Source organism: Streptosporangium sp. NPDC000396, assembly GCF_042898655.1.
In the GTDB taxonomy this organism is placed as follows: domain Bacteria; phylum Actinomycetota; class Actinomycetes; order Streptosporangiales; family Streptosporangiaceae; genus Streptosporangium.
Map to the genome: position 1 here is coordinate 218123 of NZ_JBIAZA010000014.1, position 17907 is coordinate 236029.

Consider the following 17907-nt stretch of genomic DNA (forward strand, 5'->3'; position numbering starts at 1 on the left):
CCGCCCGTCCGTTCGTCCGCCCGCCCGCCGCCCGGCCTGCCGTTCGGCCTGGTCCGCCGCGATTTCTGAGCGTGACCAAGGGAGTCGCTCTCACCTGGGATGTCCCGGAGACTCTTGACAGCTTCCACCCCTGGTGATCTGCTATCGCATATTCGGAATGTGATTCTGCGATACGGAATTGAGGAGGGGTGTGATGAGGCTCGGCACGGTGCGGGTCAACGAGGCCCGGTTCGCGGCGGTGGAGCGCGAGGGACTCTGGTACGCGCTGGACGTCCCGGCCGGCACGCCGCTGGAGACCGTGCTGGCCGGAGGGCTCGAAGGGACCCTGCGGCTGGCCGAGAGGGCGGTCGACCGGCTTCCGGACGCGGTGCCCGTCGCGCCGCTGCGTCCCGGCAAGATCGTTGCGATCGGGCTGAACTACCTGGACCACATCCGCGAGGCGGGGATGGAGAAGCCGGACCGGCCGCTGATATTCGCCAAGTTCCCGTCCAGCGTGATCGGCCCCGGCGAGCCCATCGTGATCGACTCCGAGCTGACCGGCCGGGTCGACTGGGAGGCCGAGCTGGCCGCCGTGATCGGGACGCCTCTGCGCCACGCGAGTCCCGAGGAGGCGCTCGCCGGGGTCGCCGGATACACGGTCGCCAACGACGTGTCCGCCCGCGACCTGCAGTTCGCCGACGTCCAGTGGGTGCGGGGCAAGAGCCTGGACACCTTCTGCCCGCTCGGCCCCGTGATCGTCACGCCGGACGAGATCGCGAACCCGCAGGCGCTGCGGCTGCGCACCGTCGTCAACGACGAGACCATGCAGGACTCGAGCACCGCCGAGATGCTGTTCGGCGTCGCGGAGCTGCTGGCGTACTGCTCGCGCTCCTTCACCCTCGAACCCGGTGACGTCGTGCTCACCGGCACCCCCTGGGGCTGCGGCGATTTCATGGACCCGCGGCGCTCGCTCCAGCCGGGAGACGTCGTCGAGGTGAGCGTCGAGGGCATCGGCAGCCTGCGCAACCCCGTTGTGGGGCAGTCGTGACCAGAGTCTCGGAGCCGGAGATCGTCCCGGTGCCCAGGGCCGCGCTGGGCGAGGGGCCGCGCTGGGACGCCCCCACCGGGCGGCTCCTCTGGGTGGACATTCCGGCCGGACGCGTGCACCGTCTCGACCCCGCCGACGACTCCCACGACACGATCGAGCTCGGCCAGCCGGTCGGCGCCGTCGCGCCGAGGGTGGCGGGAGGGCTGGTGCTCGCGGTCAGGGATGGCTTCGCCCTCCTGCCGGAGGACGGGCCGATGGAGGTGATCGTGCCTGTGACGGCGGCCGAACGTCCGGGCAACCGGATGAACGACGGCGCGTGCGACCGGGCCGGGCGGTTCTTCGCGGGCACCATGGCGGAGGACGAAACCCCCCGGGCGGGGGCGCTCTACCAGCTCGGCCCCGACCACGTCGCCGAGCACGTGCTGGGGGAGGTCTCCGTCTCCAACGGCATCGCCTGGAGCCCGGACGAGCGCGTCGTCTACTACGCGGACACGCCCACCGGCCGGGTGGACGTCTTCGACTACGACCCGGCCACCGGCCACCTCGACGGCAGGCGCACGTTCGTCGAGGTGGCCGGGGGTCTGCCCGACGGAATCACCGTGGACGCCCACGGCCACGTGTGGGTGGCGCTGTGGGACGGCGGCGCGGTCGTGCGCTACCGGCCGGACGGAACGCTCGACCTGGCCGTCGAGATCCCGGCCCCCCACGTGACGAGCTGCGCGTTCGGCGGCCCCGGCCTCGACGTGCTGTACGTGACCACGGCCTCGGACGGCCGCACCGGAGGCGAGCTGCTGCGCTGCCGTACCTCGGTCAGCGGCATGCCGGCCAACCCCTACCGCGGCTGACACCGCCGCATCCGATCCTCAGACAGGAGTTTCCGTGAGACACGCACATCCGGCCGCCGGCGGGGTCCGGTGAAGGCCCTCGTCTTCACCGGGCCAGGCGTCGTGGAGCTGCGCGACGTCCCCGAGCCCGAGGTCGGCGGAGACGACGTGCTCGTGCACGTGGTCACCTCCGGCATCTGCGGCAGCGAGCTGCACGGCGTCAGGACGCCTGGCTTCCGGGTGCCGCCGCTGGTGATGGGACATGAGTTCGCCGGGCGCACGGAGGACGGCCGGCCTGTGGTCGTCAACCCGATCCTCTCCTGCGGGCGCTGCGACATCTGCGCGCGAGGGCTCTCCAACGTGTGCAGGCAGCGGCGGATCGTCGGGGTGCACCTGCCCGGCGGGTTCGCCGAGCGGGTGGCGGTGCCCGCCGGCGCGCTGGTGCCGCTGCCAGAAGGCGTCGACTGGACGGCGGCCGGGATCGTCGAGCCCGCGGCCAACGCGGTCCACGCCTGGGCGCTGGCCGACGCTCCGGCCGGGGCGAAGGTGGGCATCATCGGCGCGGGCGCCATCGGCCTGGCCTGCCTGCAGGTCGCCATGTCGGGCAAGGCCGCACGGATCGAGATCGCCGACCGGTCCGAGGAGCGCTGCGCGATCGCGAGCCGCCTGGGCGCCGACGTGTCCGGGCCGGAGCTGACCGGAGAGTACGACCTGGTGTTCGACGCGGTCGGCGCGGCCACCACCCACGAGCAGTCGCTCGCCCGCCTGCGTCCCGGCGGGGTGGCGGTCTGGCTGGGCCTGGCGGACAAGACCGCCGGGTTCGACGCCGCCGACCTCGTGCGCGGCGAGAAACGGGTGCTCGGCTCCTTCGCCTACAGCGACGCCGACTTCGCCGCCGCCGTGGACCTGGTCGCGGGCTGGGACCTGAGCTGGGTCACCTCCTTCCCGCTCTCCGAGGGCGCGGAGATCTTCACCGCGCTGATGAACGGCCACGCCACCCCCGTCAAGGCACTGCTGACCCCCTGAATCGAGGTATCCCATGGCCCGGATCGTCCTGGTGGGCGCCGGCAGCATCACCTTCGCCAAGAACCTGCTCTCCGACATCCTGACCTTCCCCGAGCTGGCCGAGTCGACGATCGTCCTGCACGACATCGACCCCGAACGGCTGGCCACGGCCGAGGCGATGGCCACCTGGATGGTCACCGAGCTCGGTGTCGGAGCCAGGATCGAGGCGCACGCCGACCGCAGGGCCGCGCTCGACGGCGCCGACTACGTGATCAACGAGATCGCCGTCGGTGGGCTGACCGCCGTACAGCGTGACTTCGAGATCCCCGCCAAGTACGGCGTGCGCCAGACGATCGCCGACACCCTGGGCATCGGCGGGATCTTCCGGGCGCTGCGCACCATCCCGGTGATGGTCTCCATCGGCCAGGACCTGGCCGAACTGGCCCCCCACGCGGTGCTGTTCAACTACACCAACCCGATGTCGATGATCCCCTGGGCGGTCTACGCGGGCACGCCGTTCCGCAACGTCGTGGGCGTCTGCCATGCCGCGCGCGACACGCAGTCGACCCTGGCCAGGATGGTCGGCGTGCCGGAGGAGGAGGTCTCCTTCCTCACCGCGGGGGTCAACCACCAGGCGTTCGTGCTCCGTTTCGAGCGGAACGGGGAGAACCTCTACCGGAGGCTGGACGAGATCATCGAGGCCAGCCCCGAGCTGCGACGCAGGGTCCGTGTGGAGATTTATCGAAATTTCGGTTATTTCCCGACAGAGTCGAGCGAGCACGGATCGGAGTACCTGCCCTGGTTCCTCTCGAAGGCCGACCAGGTCGAGCACTACCGCATCCCGGTCGGCATCTACCTGGACTGGCTGGCCGACGGCTTCGCCGAATACGAGTCGCAGAAGCTCTCCCTCGACGCGGGCAAGGGCGTGACCATCGAGCGTGGTGACGAGCTGGCCTCGCTGGCCATCCACTCCATCGAGACCGGCACTCCCCGCCTCATCCACGGCAACGTCCGCAACGGCGGCCTCATCGCCAACCTTCCCGCCGACGCCTGCGTCGAGGTGCCCTGCCACGTGGACAGGGCGGGGGTGCAGCCGACCGCGATCGGCGAGCTGCCCGCCCAGCTCGCCGCGCTCAACAGGGCCACGCTCAACGTGAGCGAGCTGACCGTGAAGGCGGCCCTGGAGGGCAGACGCGACCATGTCTACCAGGCCGCCCTGCTCGACCCGAACACCGCCGCCACGCTTCCGGTCCACCGGATCCGCGAGCTCGTCGACGAGCTGATCGCGGCCCACGGCGACCTGCTGCCGGCCGGCGTCAGGAACTGAGCGCGCCGACAGCGAAAGCCCCGTCGGAGGCGGGGCTTTCACGGTCGGTGCTCCGGTACGCCGGGGCAGGTGCTAGGGAACGGCGTGGCGCCGGTGTCTACGGGGCGCAGCCGGCGAGTTCGGGCCGCTGCGGCGTGCCGCCCTGGGCGCCGAAGAAGAGGTTCGCGCAGTCGATCAGGAAGCGCGGGTTCTCCTCGGCGATGAAGTGACCGGAGTCGGGTGCCACCACCGTGCGGACATCGTCGGCGATCCGGCGGAACGAATCGGCGACGGTGGTTCCGAACCCGTACTGCGCGCCCATCCCCAGCACCGGCATGGGCAGCCGCCTGGCCGCGTTCGCCTGGTTGTTCTCCGCGTCCGCGGCGAACGCCCGGTAGTACTCGTACCCCGCGGTACGCCGGGCCGGGTCCGCGTAGGCCTTGTAGAACGTCTCGCGGTCCACCGCGCCCTGCTGGTGACTGAAGTTGAACATCATGTCGAGGTAGGTGCTGACCTCGTCGTTGTCCAGGATCCGCTCGGGAATCGGCGCGGGGGACATGTTAAAGCGGAAGTGCCAGCTCAGCCCGTAGAGCTCCTCAAGGCCGAAACCGGACACCGGGGTCTGGAGCATGGCGACCCGCTTCACCTCGGTGGGGAAGTCCCGCGCGTAGGGGTACGCCACCAGGACACCGAGGTCGTGGGCGAGGATCTCCACCTGCCTGAAGCCCAGCTGGTTGACGGCCTGGCGAACGCGCCGCGCGGTGGTGACCTTGTCGTAACCGCCGGTCGGCACCGTGGAACCGCCCAGCCCCGGCAGGTCGATCGCGATCACGGTGTGCTCGCGGGCGAGATCGGGCATCACCTTGCGCCACATCTGCCAGGTCTGCGGCCAGCCGTGCAGGAGCACGAGGGCCGGGCCCGACCCGCCGCGGACGTAGTGGATGGTGCCGCCGTCCACGGCGACCTTCCCGTGCCTGAACCCGGGGGCGAAAAGCGCCGGGCCCTCCGTGGGCTCGCTGGGCGCGCTGCTCGCACCGGCGCTGGCGGTCGTGGCGGCCAGAGCCAGCACCAGGGCGGCGAGCGCGCTGACGGCGGCCCGCCCCCATCTCATGACGCAAGGCTTTGTTCCTGGTGCTGGTACGGCAACGCGCGCGGTGGTTCCTTCTAGCGGCATATGCAGTTCCCTTTCCACGGAGCAGAGAACTGCGGAACGGTCCAGCTTGTGGCGGCATGGCTCGCTTCCGCAGTGCACCGAATCAGCGATCGGCGCACACGGCCCGTACCGGTGCCGGGAATGAGACGCGGCGGCCGATCGCCTGGCGTCGATGTGGTCGAATGAAGCCTGCCCGACCAAAGAGCCCGCCGTCTTCTTTGATCGTGCTTTTTACGGGCCCGCGGCTCGTAATGGCGTTTCGGTTTCCGCGGCCGTCACGGCTTGCGCGCCACACCGCAGAATTCGTCCACCTCGGCGTTGGAACCGATGTCGAAGGGGTGGGGCCGCCACAGCGGGCAGGAGACCACGCCTGGTTCGAGGAGTTCCAAACCGTCGAAGAAACCGGCGATCTGCTCGGGTGTGCGCAGGTGATAGGGGACCGAGCCGCTGGCGTTCCAGATGGCGATGGCCGCCTCGAACTCCTCGCCGCGGATCACGTTGGTGCCGTCGGCGACCGCGAGATAGCTGCCCGACGGCAGGGCGTCCACCAGCCGACTGACGATCGAGCGTGCCTCGTCGATGTCGGGGATGTGACCCAGGACGTTCAGCAGCATAAGCGCCACCGGCTGGCTGAAGTCGAGGGTGGTCTCGGCCGCCGCCCGCAGGATCTCGCCGGGTTCGCGCAGGTCGGCGTCGATGTACTGGGTGACGCCTTCGGAGGTGCTGACCAGCAGGGCGCGGGCGTGCGCCAGGACGATCGGGTCGTTGTCGACGTAGACGATCCGTGATTCCGGAGCGACTCGCTGGGCGACCTCATGGGTGTTGTCAACGGTGGGAAGCCCGGTGCCGATGTCCAGGAACTGGCGGATCCCGGCTTCTCCGGCGAGAAACTCCACCGCGCGCGTGAGAAACCATCGCGAGGCGCGGGCGATCGGCACGATGTCCGGGAAAACACGCGCGAACTGGTCACCGACTTCGCGGTCGATCTGGTAATTGTCCTTGCCGCCCAGCCAGTAGTTCCAGATTCTCGGTGAGTGAGACACATCGGTGTCAATCATGGGTGGTTCGATGAAGGTCCCTGAAGTGTCGGTCACGGCTGTTCCCTTATGAAGGCGAATGAGGTCGCCACAAACCTAGACAGCAATTCGAGTCAGGCGACGGCGGTTCCCCTTCTTGATCGCAATCTGTGATCTGTCCCGGCGCGGGCCGTGTTCCGGGTGTTTCCGGCTTCGGAAAGTCCTCCACGGCCGCCGCCATGCCACGGGCTTGCGGCCCGGCAGATCTCTATGCCGGTTACAGCGCCGGATGTTGCGTGCTGGCGCCGAGCCTGCGCGGCCTCGAACTCGTCGATGATCCCGGCGCCGTGCGGGAGCTCTATGGGGCCGATCCCCTGTGGGACGGTTTGGGCCTGCTGGAGTATGCCATCGTGCCGCACTACCGGTCGGAGCATCCGGAAAGTGAGGCCGTGGAGCTGGTCGCCGCGCACTACCGCACCGAAAACGTGCGGCACCGGACCCTTCGGGACGGTCAGGCCATCGTCATCGACTCCTGAACGCTGATCGGCAGAGGCGCTCCCGGGGGCGCCTCCGCGGAACGACACCTGAACGGCGAGACCCGCCATGCCGTACGGCTATGGCCCGATCTCATGCGCGTCGGCCAGCTGCTTGGGGGCCGTCAGCAGCCATGCCTCGGTGACCAGCTCGAACAGCTCCTCCGGGTCGATCTTGTCGAGGTGCACCACGACCCAGCCGAACCGGCCCGTGGTGAACTGGACCTCGAACACCTCCGGGCGCTCCGCCACCAGCGCGATCTGCTCCTCGATCGTCGCCTTGAGCCCCACGGTCCGCGTCTTCTCCCACAGGTAGCCGAAGCCCTTGCCACGCACCTTCAGCGAGACCCAGTTGCCGCCGTCGCTCTGCTCGACCTCGGGCAGCCTCTTCAACATCTTCAGGAACTCGTCAACACTCACGCCCATGGCCCACATGTACCAGAGCGCTCCGACATTCATCTCCACGAGACGGTGACGCGATGCATCCCCGCACGTGACGGCGGCGGAGGCCGATCGATCGCACCGGACCCGCCGGCGACGGCACGTCGCGGGAAGGGCCTTGGTCCTTCCCTTCCGGGACGTTGTGCCGTAGGCGGGGAGGGAGGACGGGCCGCAAGCTGACCGTAGCTTCTGCCGCTGGTCGCAGGGCCGGCGTTGCTTGCGCCGGTGAGCAGCGGGTAGGCGGGGCGAAGGGTCTCGCCGAGGAACGCGGCGCCGGGGAGGCCGTGATGAAGAAGCAACAGCTGGTTCCGGCCGGCGTCACCGTGGTGGTATTTCATGAGCACCGCTGAGTGGGTCGTCGTCCTGGTCTCCGGCGGCCTGCTGGTCTTCCTCGTCTGGTATTTCTTCGGACCTCGCCGCAGCCGCCTGGCCGAACTGCGCCACGGCGTTCAGGAGGCCGAGATCGTCGTGCGTGGCGGCTACTCGCCGGATGTGATCCGGGTACGGCAGGGCATCCCGGTGCGACTGGTCTTCGACCGGCGTGAAAGCGGGGACTGCACCTCCCGGGTGCTCTTCCCCGGCTTCGGGGTCAGCCGGGCGCTGCCCGCCTTCGCCAAGAGTGTCGTGGAGCTGGATCCCCAGCGTGCGGGGGAGTACGGCTTTGTCTGTGGGATGAGCATGGTCCACGGCCGGCTGATCGTCGAGCCGGCCGATCCCGGCGCCGGCCGTACAGCCGAGGATCCCGGGCAGGCGCCCGCCGGGCCGATCCCCGCGCCCTCGTCCATGCCGTTCTCCGCGCCCTTGTCCACGCCGTTCTCCGCGCCCTCGTCCACGTCGTCACAACTCGCCGAGGCGCCCCAGGACGCCGAGGCGGCCGAGCGGCGTGCCGAGATCCGGGACTTGTCGCGGCGCGTCCTGGTGGGGGCGGTGCTGACCGCGCCGGTGGCCTTCGCGATGATGGCGCACGAGCTCTTCGGCGCGTCCTGGGTGCCGGAGGCGCTGCTGAACCGATGGGTGCAGCTGGCGCTGATCACGCCGGTGATGTTCTACACCGGCTGGCCGATCCACAAGACCGGCTGGCTGAGCCTGCGGCACCGCTCCGCCGAGATGAACAGCCTGATCACCCTGGGCACGACCGCCGCCTACGGCTACAGCCTGCTGGTCACCATCGCCCCCGCTCTGGTGCCCGAGCAGGCACGCGACGTCTACTACGAGGCGGTCGGGGTCATCCTGACGCTGATCCTGCTCGGCCGGCTGCTGGAAGCACGCGCCAAGGCGGGCACCGGCGAGGCGATACGCAAGCTGATCGGCCTGCAGGCCAGGACCGCCCGCGTCGTGCGTGACGGCGTCGAGGCCGAAATCCCGGTCGAGCAGGTACGACCGGGCGACGTGGTGATCGTGCGGCCGGGCGAGAAGGTCCCGGTCGACGGGGTGATCCTGCAAGGCCGGTCGACGCTGGACGAGTCGATGGTCACCGGCGAGTCGATCCCCGTTGACAAGGGCCCGGGGGACGAGGTGGTCGGCGCGACCGTCAACCAGACGGGATCGTTCACCTTCCGTGCCGAGAAGGTCGGCGCCGAGACGATGCTGGCGCAGATCATCCGGCTGGTGCAGGCCGCGCAGGCCTCACGCGCACCCATCCAGCGGCTGGCCGACCTGGTCTCCGGCTACTTCGTTCCGGCGGTCATCGCGATCGCGATCATCACCTTCGCGGTGTGGTTCGTGGCCGGTCCCGCGCCCGCGCTGACGCCGGCGCTGGTGGCGGCGGTCGCCGTGCTGATCATCGCATGCCCGTGCGCGCTGGGCCTGGCCACCCCGTTGTCCATCATGGTCGGCACCGGCAAGGGCGCCCAGGCCGGGATCCTGATTCGCGACGCGGAAGCGCTGGAGACCGCGCACAAGCTGGAGACGGTCGTGCTGGACAAGACCGGCACGATCACCCGTGGCCGGCCCGCGCTCACCGATGTCGAACCGTACGGCACATGGGCCGCCGAGGAGGTCCTGCGGCTGGCGGCCGGCGCCGAACGCGTCTCGGAACATCCCTTGGGACAGGCGGTGGTGGACGGGGCCAGGGAGCGGAACCTGCCGTTGCGCGATCCAGCCGAGTTCGACTCGATCACCGGGCAGGGCGTCGTCGCGACCGTGGACGGCCATCGCGTGCTTGTCGGTGGCACCCGGCTGCTGAGCAGGTACGGGGTCGACGCCGCCGGTCTCGCCGGGGCCGCCGATCGGCTGGCCCGGGCCGGCCGTACTCCGATCATGGTGGTGGTGGACGGGGAACCGGCCGGAGTGCTGGGCGTCGCGGACACCGTCAAAGAGGACTCGGCTGCCGCGGTCGCCGCCCTCCAAGAGCTGGGCCCGCGGGTCGTCATGATCACAGGGGACAACCGGCGCACCGCCGAGGCCATCGCCCGCCAGGTCGGCATCACCGAGGTGCTCGCCGAGGTCCTGCCCGACCGCAAGGCCGCCGAGATCGCCCGCCTGCAGGGTCAGGGCCGGCGGGTCGGCATGGTGGGCGACGGGATCAACGACGCCCCCGCGCTGGCCCAGGCCGACGTGGGATTCGCCATCGGCACGGGCACCGACGTGGCCATCGAGGCCTCCGACGTCACGCTCATCTCCGGCGCGCTGAGCGGGGTGGTGACCGCGGTACGGCTGTCACAGGCCACCATGCGCAACATCCGCCAGAACCTGTTCCTGGCCTTCGTCTACAACGTGATCGGCATCCCGATCGCCGCCGGGGTTCTGTACCCCTTCCTCGGCCTGCGGCTCAGCCCGATCATCGCCGCGGTGGCCATGGCCGCCTCGTCGCTGTCGGTGGTGGGCAACGCCAACCGGCTACGCCGCTTCACCTCGCCACCCCTGCCACCGGCACCGCGAGTCCCGGCGGACCTGCGCGTCTCCGTGGAGACTCCCACCGAACCCGCCTCGACGATCGACCCGGTCTGCGGGATGCGGGTCGAGCCGCGGACCGCCGCCGCGTCCATCGAGCGGGACGGCGTCACCTACTGGTTCTGCTCCATCGGCTGCCGCGACGCCTTCGCCGCCGGCAGCGCCGTGGCACCGGTCCGCCGCTGAGCGGGACGGGTCTTGCGGAGAAACACGGCGCCTCCGCGCCAGGTGCGCGGGCACCTGCCCGTGCCGTGACGAAGGACCTTGCGCACCCGGGGGAAGGGGCCAGGTGCCGTGGCCCCTTGTTCCCTCACGGGCCGTCGCTTCCGCAGAAGGAGAGAAGGTCGGCTCCACAGAAGGAGAGGAGGTCGGCGACCACGGACTCGACGACCTCGGCGGGCCACGACCGGAGATAGAAGTGCCCGCCACGAAAGACCCGAACGCCGCATCGGGCCGAAGAGTGTTCCCCCCACGCCCGCGCGTCGGCGAGAGTGACGTCCGGATCGGTGTCGCCGACCATCACGCTGAGAGGGAAGCTCACCGGAGGGCCGGGGACGTAGGCGTAGGTCTCGATCGCCCTGTAGTCCGCCCGGAGCGCGGAAAGGATGATCTTCCGCATCTCGGGGTCGGCCAGCAGACGTGCGTCGGTGCCGTCCAGCTCTTCCAGGACGGAGATCAGCATGTCGTCATCGTGGTGTGATGGGGAGGTCCTCATGGGCACCGACGGTGCCCGATGCCCGGAGACGATCAGACCCGCTGGTTCTCGCTCCAGCCTTCTGGCCACCTCGAAGGCGACCACCGCGCCCATGCTGTGCCCGAAGAGGACGAGCGGCCGGTCGGCCCACGAGGCCAGGCGCTCGGTGATCCGGGCGGCCAGTTCCGGCACGGCCTCGATCGGGCGTTCGGCCAGCCGGTCCTGGCGTCCGGGATACTGCACGGCCAGGATCTCCACGGTCGGCGGCATGAGGGCGGACAGCCCGTGGAAGTAATTGGCCGCGCCGCCCGCGTGCGGGAAGCAGACCAGCCGGACACAAGCCGCGTCTCCCACGGTGAATCGCCGTATCCATGGACCGGGGGAGCCACTCACCATCCTTCCTCCTTTCGAGGTACGAGGTACGAGGTACGAGGTACGAGGTTCACGTTCGAGGGGGTCCCGCTTGGGGGCCTCACGAGGATGTGGGAAACAGCGGGAAGTGCTAGGCGAGCGGGCGGCGTGTGACGGCGACGGCGTAGCCGGTCTCCGCCATCGCGCCGAAGCGCAGTGCGGACTCGGCCATCAACTCCGTGCGCTGGGTAGGCAGGCCGACGCTGCGTTCGAGTTCGTCGGCGTGTTCCCGGAACCCCTTGGCCACAGCCGCCATGGTCTTGTCGAACACGTGCTCGCCGATCTCCAGGAGTTCCACGAGCTCCAGGCCGGCCTGGTCGATGAGCTCGGGGAGGCTGTCGAAGGTGGGGTAGGAGGCGTTGAACGTCTGGTAGTAGTTGTCGAGGAACGCGCGCTTGTCCCCGGTGGTCGGCACGAGTTCCACGCAGATGGTGAACACGAGGCGTCCACCGGGGCGCAGCATCTGGGAGACCTCGCGCAGCACGTGGCCGCGATCGGGCACGTGCGGGAGCGACTCGATCGCCCAGGCGGCGTCGAACGACTCGTTGGGATAGTCCATCGTCATCGCGTCCGCATGGCGCAGAGTGATCCTGTCCTCCAGGCCCTCTTCGCGGACGAGGGCGATGGCCTGCTCGATCTGGTGGAGACCGAGATCGATGCCCTCGATCTCCACCTGCCTGGTCCTGGCCAGGCGTACGGCGGGCCGCCCGGTGCCGCAACCGATGTCGAGCACCCGCTGCCCAGGGCCAACCTCGATCTTGGAGATGAGCAGGTCCGTCAGCCTGTCCGTCGCTTTCTGCATCGAGTCGTCGTTGTCGACGCCGGCCCAGTAACCGACGTGCAGGTTGCCGCCGAGAATGACCTCGGAGACATCGGTGAGCTGTTCGTACTGCTTGATGATGGCCTCATAGTCGGAAGCCTGCTGCTGGATGGTCATGAGATCTCCGTATGTCGTCAGGCGCCCAGAGGTCCGGATGTGGTTGATGGACCTGTCGGTGCTCGCCCGGCGAAATCGTCCGCCGGGCGAGCGAACAGGCTCGTAGAAAGGTCAGACGGGTTCGTAGAACGAGATGTGCGCGCGGCTCTCGGCCAGGTAGGGGATGGTGCGGGACCAGTTGCCCCAGCGTTCGCGCAGGCGCAGACCCGCCTTCTCCGCCATGAGGTCGAACTCGGACGGCGAGGTGAGACGGAGGGCCACGGGATTGAGGCGGGTTTCGCCGTTGCGCAGGATCACGTGCTGGGCCCGGTAGTGCTGTCCGATGGGGTCGTACTCGGAGGCGATCAGGTGGAGCTCGTCCGTGGTGATGTGGGCCACCTGGAGCCCGCCTCCGGAGAAGACCGCGGGGTTGGCCTCCTCCATGATGAGGACACCGCCGGGTTCGAGGTGCTCACGGACCTTGACGAGACAGCGCAGCTGGTCGGCGGGGTCGGAGAGCTGGAGCAGCGAGTTCACCACGAACACCACCGAGAAGCGTCCCTCGACGGGCAACTCGGTGAAGTCGCCCTGGACCGCCTCGATCAGGCCGTCGGGATCCTTCTCCCGCAGTCTGGCGAGCATGGCGGGAGAGACGTCGATGCCGGTGACCTTGAGCCCGGCCCTGGCCAGGGGCAGGGCGATCCGCCCCGTCCCCACCCCGAGCTCCAGAACCGCCCCGCCCCCGGCGAGCTCCTCCACGGCCGCGATCGTCTCCCGGGGTTCCCAGGCGCTGTGCATCCAGTCGTCATACATGTCGGCGATGCGCTCGCCGTACGTCGACTTCTCGTAGTCCAGCATCCGGTTCTCCCGTCATCCGGCCAGGCGGCGGGCCACGGCGATGATGTGGGTGCCGCCGTCGATGGCTCCCGGGGCGCGGCACGCCTCAAGCTCCCAGCGGGTGAACGCCTCCATCACGGCGGGATCCTCCAGCAGCGCGTCGAGCTTCGGGAAGTCCGCGGACAGGAAGTTCGAAGCGGAGGCCGCGGCGATCTCGCAGCCCGCGACCTCCAGGGCCTCCTTCAGCTCCGCCCAGGTGAAGAAGTGGGTGGTCAGCAGTTCCATGTCGGCGGTGATCCCGACGATGTCCCCGGTGACCACCGCGTCGTCGATGGCGGCGAGCTGGTCACCGGAACCGGCGAGTTCGAGGATCGGCTCCAGCCCCGCGCGCAGGTATCCGTAGCGCGAGGTCACGCTGACGATGATGACCCCTCCGGGCTTGGTCACCCGGACGAGCTCGGCCAGGGCGTCGGGGACACGGTCGAGCACGCAGCTCAGCACGCTCCCGACGCAGACCACCGCGTCGTAGGCGGCCGACTCGAACCGGGAGAGGTCGACGATGTCGGCCTGATGCCAGCTGGTGACACGCTCCGTGAGCCCGGCCTCGGCCACCTTCTCGCGGTTGATGCCCAGCTGCACGTCGGACAGGTCGCAGACCGTCACCTCGGCACCGGCCTTGGCCAGCTCGATGGTGAATCTGCCGGGGCCGGCACCCGCTTCGAGCACCTTGTCACCGGGGCGGACGAACTCGGCGAGCATCGCCCGGTGGATGCGGTAGTTGATGCGGTTCTCCAGGGAGCTCTCGAGCCGGTCCCACTCGTTGGCACCCCAGGAGTTGTAGAAGGTCTTGGTCGTGTCGGAGTTGTAGGTGGCGGTCATGATGGTGCTCCTCACGTTTCCTAGCGCTGGTTCAGGGCGTGGTAGACGAACTCGCGGCCGCCGACGCGGATGTGCGTCCCGGACTGCACGGCGAACGACTGCTGCGGGGTCAGGCGGATCCAGCTGGTGCTCTCCGGTTCGCGCAGGAAGGTGCCGGCCGGGTGGCCCCGGTCGGTGATCACGACGTCCCACTGGTCGAGTTCCACGTCGGTGTGGGCGTTCCCGACCGACGGGTCGGTGTCGGCGGTGGCCAGGGCGCGGGCTCGCCCGCCGAGCACCTTCTCGTCGGTCTGCGGTACGCGTCCCACGACGTAGTCGCTGTCGAGGACGTGCGCGGTGCCGTCGTCGGAGACGAGATATCCGAGAACCGGCCGGGGCGCCTGGAAGGGCTCCCGGGTGAGACCGTGCATCGCGGTCCCGCAGGAGGCGCAGTAGCGGGCGTCCGGCCGGTTGAAGTGCCCTTGCTGGCAGTTGACGCCCCAGACCAGCGGGGCCTGTGCCGGCTCGCCGGCCGTCACGGACGAGGGCGAGGGAACCGCCGGAGTCTCCGGGGCCATGCCGCCCGTGCCGTGGCCGCCGGACCGCAGCAGGACGCGGCGGGCGAAGGGGAGGAATTTCAGGCAGAACAGCCCCAGCCCCAGGACGAGGCTCGTCGTCGCGAGGTGGATGATCAGCGTCGGCTGGCTCACCACGAACCGGTCGAGGAGGAGGGACTGGACTCCGTAGACCAACAGTCCTTCCGGTACGGCCTGCAGCAGGAAGAAGCCGGCCGGCCAGTCCTTGCCCCGCCGCGAACGCTGCGCGAACGTGTAGATCGGGTCCCAGAGCACGACGCCGAGCACCACGAGGAGTCCCAGCGAGATGAGCGCCATGGTGTAGACGTCGCCCAGCGGCGTGAACCCGGTGGACAGCAGGGGAGCGATGCCGGCCGTCCACAGGGCCCCGGCGGTGGCCGCGACCAGCAGTCTGGCGAGCAACCGGGAGGGATAGGTGGGCCGGGGGTTCCCGTTCCCGGCCGTCGTCTCCTGCCGGCCCGGAAGCCCCTGCAGGCCGGGGAGCGCCGCCGGCTGGGTCTGGAACGGCTGGGTCAGGGATGACTGGGTCTGGAACGGCAGGCTCGGGGGCGGCTGGGTCAGGGGCGGCTGGTCGAACGAGTGCGTCACGGGCGCGGGCCGTTCGAACGGCTGCGTCACGGGCGCTGGCGGGGCCGGCGGGGGGATGAACGGCCGGCGCGGGCGGCTCGGCATCTGGAGGCGGGGCCGTACCCGCCCCTCCGCCGTGTTCCCGGGCGAGGCCGGTGCGTCGGGCTCCGCCGTCACGGCCTCGGGCATCGCGGGCTCGTCCATGCCGAGATCCATGGCGGACCCGGCCAGGTCAAGCCGCTTGAGCACGAATCCGCTGCCGGGTACGGCGCCGGCCCGGAAGTCGAGGGAGGCCCAGGTCCGGTCGGTCTCCGGCCCCTCGGTGTAACGGACCGACAGCGAACCCGCGGCGTCCGGCACCTCATAGCGGAGCAGGGGGACCTGCCCGGGGCCCCACGCGCGGAAGTCGGCGTTGGGGCCGTCCGCGACGACCTCGACCGGGCCGTGGAGATAGAGCGACATCCGCTGGTCCGTCTCGACCAGCGCGGCGAAGGCGGCGATGGTGTCGGACTCGGTCGCGGAGAACAACTCCTCAAGCCGGTCGTCCAGGTCCTCCACGGGCCCGGCGGGACCGTCGAAGAGGTCCATGAGCTTGTCGGGCTCGTTCGCGTCGTCCTCGCTCACCAGCAGGAACACCGCTGACGGGAAACGACCGATGATTCCTTCACCCGGTTGTACGGACAGTTTGTACTCGTCGATTCTCAAATCAATCTCCCACCACGGAAACGCCAGCGCAGGAAGGGGACACGCAGGGGGCCGTGAAGACAGGCGAACACCACGAACCAGGTGGTCGCGAAGTGGATGGCGAACGGCAGCGGGTCAACGGGGATGCCGATGACGTCCCGCATCACCACGTAGACGAGCCAGCCCTCCGGGACGCCCTCCAGCAGGATCAGGACGGCCGGCCAGTCCTTCTCCCAGCGGAACTGCTGGAGGAAGTGGTAGAGGGGCTCCCAGAGGACGGTGCCGAGCACGGCGACGAGGACCAGAGCGGTCAGCGTCGCCATGTATGCCTGGGGCAGAGGGGTGAAACCCACGGGAAGCACCAGGGTGATCAGTAGCGTCCACGCCAGTCCGGCGGTGAAGACGAGGAAGATCCGCGACTGGATGCGGCCTGCCAGCGTGGGAGTCACGGCGTCACACCCCTCATCCACTTCCACCATTGGGAGACCGACCTGATCGGACCGATCCGGCGGCAGAAGCCCAGCCGCGCGAGGTCGTCGCAGATCGTCAGGGCCGCGTACTGCAGCCCGAGAAGCGAGTCCACGGGCGCGTAGTAGGAGCCCTCGGTCGTGACCCCGACGGCGTAGAGCCGGCCGCCTCCGTTGCGTGAGCCGGGAACCTCGAAGGTGCGCGACACCTGGAGCCGTCCGAGCCCGTTGCGCTCGGCGCCGGAGTTGTCCAGCAGGTCGGCCAGGACACGGTGCTCCTTGATGTCTCCCACGAGGCCGGTCGCGTCGATGATGAACTTGACGTCGACCCTGCGGATGTCCGGGGAGCCGTTCTGCCGGATGAAGGTGGTCATGGTTCCGTCGGGGCCGGGCTCGACGTGGTCGATCTGCCCGGCCAGGGTCCGGTAGTAGCCTTCCTCCCGCCCCTGCCGCAGCTGCTTCTGCCAGCCTTTCCGGTACGGGGTCGTGGAGCCCTTGATGGTCTTCCACATCCGCAGCCGCTCGTCGTCGTCGAGCTTCTCCAGGCGGACCTTGAGCTGCCCGCCCCAGCTGGACTTCGGCCAGTTGAACCCCTGGTAAGCCCAGCCGTCGCCGCCCCGCCGGCGCATGAAGACGGACGGACCGTGCGAGGAGTCGACATGGGTGCGCAGGAGGTGCAGGATCTGCGTCCGCGCGCCATGCCGTTCCCGGTCGTTGAACAGCCGGTGCAGGATCGCCGACGCGGTGATGCCGCCACCGCGCACGAGGACGGTCCCCGGCTGTTTCACCAGGTCGTCATACACGTGCTCGTGGGGCTCGTAGCTGTTGACGAACCGGTAGCCGTCGCCGTACTGCCGGCGGTAGGCCTGCAGGTCGGGCAGGAAGCGAACACTCGGGTAACCGACGGCCAGGTGGACGAAGCCGCTGCGGTAGGCGACCCTGCGGGTTCTCCCTCCTTCCACGGTCAGGATGGAGAAATAGCCGCCCCCGGCCCGCCTGCGCACCATCCTCGCCTGGCCCTTGGCGATGGTCTGCCAGTAGCCGATGCGGTCGGCCTCCCGCCTGAGCCCCCTGAACACCTGCCCCGCGAGCGGGGTCCAGTAGTCCGTGAACAGGTTCTCGGTGAGGACGTTCCAGATCGGTGCGATGAACCCCTCGACGGATCGGGCGCCGAAGGCGGCGCGGACCGCGTAGCTCGGGAAGCCCCAGATGTTGTCCGGGGTCGAGGCCGAGTCGGACCTGATCCGGTAGTCCGGGGGGAGCTGGGCGACACCGGTCAGGTACTCGTAGTTCTCCCAGGGGTAGTCAAGGGTGGTCAGGACCTTGATGTTCTCCACGGGGAATCCCGAGATCCGCAGGAGGTCCACCATCACGAAGGACCCCATGCCTCCCCCGATGCTCACGAAGGGAGCGTCCACGATGGGGATGCCGGCCCGGGTCAGCTGATCTTCCGTCCACACCGGCGACGCGAGCAGTTCGGGCGAGAGGTCGCCGCTGACGTCGCCCTCCGACGCCGCCGGTATTCGCTCGGCCGAGGGTAATTTGTTATTGACGGGCGACAATCGCTACCTCCGGATTATCCGCTCTCTTCTCTGTCTTTTAGAGGATGCCTTCGGGCGTCAGTTTAAGCACGGAAATAACGGCTTGCATAGTCTCTTGATTGAATGGCGTTGTTGTATC

At 69.3% G+C, this 17907-nt stretch carries 16 protein-coding genes; 6 read left to right on the plus strand and 10 right to left on the minus strand.

What is annotated here, in order from left to right:
- Positions 1–193: 193 nt before the first annotated feature.
- The 4 genes from ACFY2X_RS23865 to ACFY2X_RS23880 all read left to right on the plus strand — a co-directional run bounded on the left by ACFY2X_RS23865 (position 194) and on the right by ACFY2X_RS23880 (position 4183).
- Entirely contained in the window at positions 194–1027 is an 834-nt protein-coding gene (locus ACFY2X_RS23865; protein WP_389941171.1) for a fumarylacetoacetate hydrolase family protein, read from the plus strand.
- Positions 1024–1872: an SMP-30/gluconolactonase/LRE family protein gene (locus ACFY2X_RS23870; protein WP_389941173.1), complete on the plus strand. Its 849-nt coding sequence runs from the start codon at positions 1024–1026 to the stop codon at positions 1870–1872. Before ACFY2X_RS23865 ends, ACFY2X_RS23870 begins: the two co-directional genes overlap by 4 nt.
- Positions 1873–1941: 69 nt before the next feature.
- Positions 1942–2877 (plus strand): zinc-binding dehydrogenase, encoded by a 936-nt coding sequence (locus ACFY2X_RS23875; protein WP_389941175.1) that lies wholly within the window; start codon positions 1942–1944, stop codon positions 2875–2877.
- Positions 2878–2890: 13 nt separating this feature from the next.
- On the plus strand, positions 2891–4183 hold the full coding sequence (locus ACFY2X_RS23880; RefSeq protein ID WP_389941176.1) for an alpha-glucosidase/alpha-galactosidase: 1293 nt from the start codon (positions 2891–2893) through the stop codon (positions 4181–4183).
- Between the two features lie 97 nt (positions 4184–4280).
- Here the strand turns inward: ACFY2X_RS23880 and ACFY2X_RS23885 are convergent, their stop codons facing one another.
- Entirely contained in the window at positions 4281–5273 is a 993-nt protein-coding gene (locus ACFY2X_RS23885) for an alpha/beta fold hydrolase (RefSeq protein ID WP_389941177.1), read from the minus strand.
- 317 nt (positions 5274–5590) lie between these two features.
- Positions 5591–6373, minus strand: coding sequence for an SAM-dependent methyltransferase (locus tag ACFY2X_RS23890; RefSeq protein WP_389941178.1), 783 nt, complete (start codon positions 6371–6373; stop codon positions 5591–5593).
- A gap of 197 nt (positions 6374–6570) precedes the next feature.
- Here ACFY2X_RS23890 and ACFY2X_RS23895 point away from each other — a divergent pair, with 197 nt between their 5' ends.
- The gene (locus tag ACFY2X_RS23895; RefSeq protein WP_389941180.1) at positions 6571–6867 is read left to right on the plus strand and encodes a Type 1 glutamine amidotransferase-like domain-containing protein; all 297 of its coding nucleotides are present in this window, start codon (positions 6571–6573) and stop codon (positions 6865–6867) included.
- A 78-nt stretch (positions 6868–6945) separates the two neighbouring features.
- Here ACFY2X_RS23895 and ACFY2X_RS23900 read toward each other — a convergent pair whose 3' ends face one another.
- On the minus strand, positions 6946–7290 hold the full coding sequence (locus tag ACFY2X_RS23900; protein WP_389941223.1) for an MmcQ/YjbR family DNA-binding protein: 345 nt from the start codon (positions 7288–7290) through the stop codon (positions 6946–6948).
- A gap of 351 nt (positions 7291–7641) precedes the next feature.
- Here ACFY2X_RS23900 and ACFY2X_RS23905 point away from each other — a divergent pair, with 351 nt between their 5' ends.
- A complete protein-coding gene (locus ACFY2X_RS23905) occupies positions 7642–10383 on the plus strand; it encodes a heavy metal translocating P-type ATPase (protein ID WP_389941181.1) in 2742 nt (913 codons plus the stop codon).
- A 124-nt stretch (positions 10384–10507) separates the two neighbouring features.
- Here the strand turns inward: ACFY2X_RS23905 and ACFY2X_RS23910 are convergent, their stop codons facing one another.
- The 7 genes from ACFY2X_RS23910 to ACFY2X_RS23940 all read right to left on the minus strand — a co-directional run bounded on the left by ACFY2X_RS23910 (position 10508) and on the right by ACFY2X_RS23940 (position 17789).
- The gene (locus ACFY2X_RS23910; RefSeq protein ID WP_389941183.1) at positions 10508–11287 is read right to left on the minus strand and encodes a thioesterase II family protein; all 780 of its coding nucleotides are present in this window, start codon (positions 11285–11287) and stop codon (positions 10508–10510) included.
- Positions 11288–11393: 106 nt separating this feature from the next.
- Positions 11394–12239: an SAM-dependent methyltransferase gene (locus ACFY2X_RS23915; RefSeq protein ID WP_389941185.1), complete on the minus strand. Its 846-nt coding sequence runs from the start codon at positions 12237–12239 to the stop codon at positions 11394–11396.
- 111 nt (positions 12240–12350) lie between these two features.
- Positions 12351–13076 carry a class I SAM-dependent methyltransferase gene (locus ACFY2X_RS23920; protein WP_389941187.1) on the minus strand — a complete coding sequence of 242 codons (726 nt, stop codon included), beginning with the start codon at positions 13074–13076 and terminating at the stop codon, positions 12351–12353.
- Positions 13077–13088: 12 nt separating this feature from the next.
- Positions 13089–13934 carry a class I SAM-dependent methyltransferase gene (locus ACFY2X_RS23925; RefSeq protein ID WP_389941189.1) on the minus strand — a complete coding sequence of 282 codons (846 nt, stop codon included), beginning with the start codon at positions 13932–13934 and terminating at the stop codon, positions 13089–13091.
- Positions 13935–13954: 20 nt separating this feature from the next.
- The gene (locus ACFY2X_RS23930; protein ID WP_389941191.1) at positions 13955–15781 is read right to left on the minus strand and encodes a hypothetical protein; all 1827 of its coding nucleotides are present in this window, start codon (positions 15779–15781) and stop codon (positions 13955–13957) included.
- Positions 15778–16209 carry a hypothetical protein gene (locus ACFY2X_RS23935; protein ID WP_389941193.1) on the minus strand — a complete coding sequence of 144 codons (432 nt, stop codon included), beginning with the start codon at positions 16207–16209 and terminating at the stop codon, positions 15778–15780. The genes ACFY2X_RS23930 and ACFY2X_RS23935 overlap by 4 nt, the downstream gene beginning before the upstream one ends.
- Complete coding sequence (locus ACFY2X_RS23940) at positions 16206–17789, minus strand: hypothetical protein (RefSeq protein ID WP_389941195.1); 1584 nt, start codon at positions 17787–17789, stop codon at positions 16206–16208. The genes ACFY2X_RS23935 and ACFY2X_RS23940 overlap by 4 nt, the downstream gene beginning before the upstream one ends.
- Between the last annotated feature and the right edge of the window lie 118 nt (positions 17790–17907).

Excerpts from the sequence above, each read along its gene's own strand:
- ACFY2X_RS23920 (WP_389941187.1), bottom strand. The coding sequence starts at position 13,076 with ATGCTGGACTACGAGAAGTCGACGTACGGCGAGCGCATCGCCGACATG.
- ACFY2X_RS23925 (WP_389941189.1), bottom strand. The coding sequence starts at position 13,934 with ATGACCGCCACCTACAACTCCGACACGACCAAGACCTTCTACAACTCC.
- ACFY2X_RS23900 (WP_389941223.1), bottom strand. The coding sequence starts at position 7,290 with ATGGGCGTGAGTGTTGACGAGTTCCTGAAGATGTTGAAGAGGCTGCCC.
- ACFY2X_RS23910 (WP_389941183.1), bottom strand. The coding sequence starts at position 11,287 with ATGGTGAGTGGCTCCCCCGGTCCATGGATACGGCGATTCACCGTGGGA.
- ACFY2X_RS23890 (WP_389941178.1), bottom strand. The coding sequence starts at position 6,373 with ATGATTGACACCGATGTGTCTCACTCACCGAGAATCTGGAACTACTGG.
- ACFY2X_RS23865 (WP_389941171.1), top strand. The coding sequence starts at position 194 with ATGAGGCTCGGCACGGTGCGGGTCAACGAGGCCCGGTTCGCGGCGGTG.
- ACFY2X_RS23905 (WP_389941181.1), top strand. The coding sequence starts at position 7,642 with ATGAGCACCGCTGAGTGGGTCGTCGTCCTGGTCTCCGGCGGCCTGCTG.
- ACFY2X_RS23885 (WP_389941177.1), bottom strand. The coding sequence starts at position 5,273 with ATGAGATGGGGGCGGGCCGCCGTCAGCGCGCTCGCCGCCCTGGTGCTG.
- ACFY2X_RS23880 (WP_389941176.1), top strand. The coding sequence starts at position 2,891 with ATGGCCCGGATCGTCCTGGTGGGCGCCGGCAGCATCACCTTCGCCAAG.
- ACFY2X_RS23895 (WP_389941180.1), top strand. The coding sequence starts at position 6,571 with ATGCCACGGGCTTGCGGCCCGGCAGATCTCTATGCCGGTTACAGCGCC.
- ACFY2X_RS23915 (WP_389941185.1), bottom strand. The coding sequence starts at position 12,239 with ATGACCATCCAGCAGCAGGCTTCCGACTATGAGGCCATCATCAAGCAG.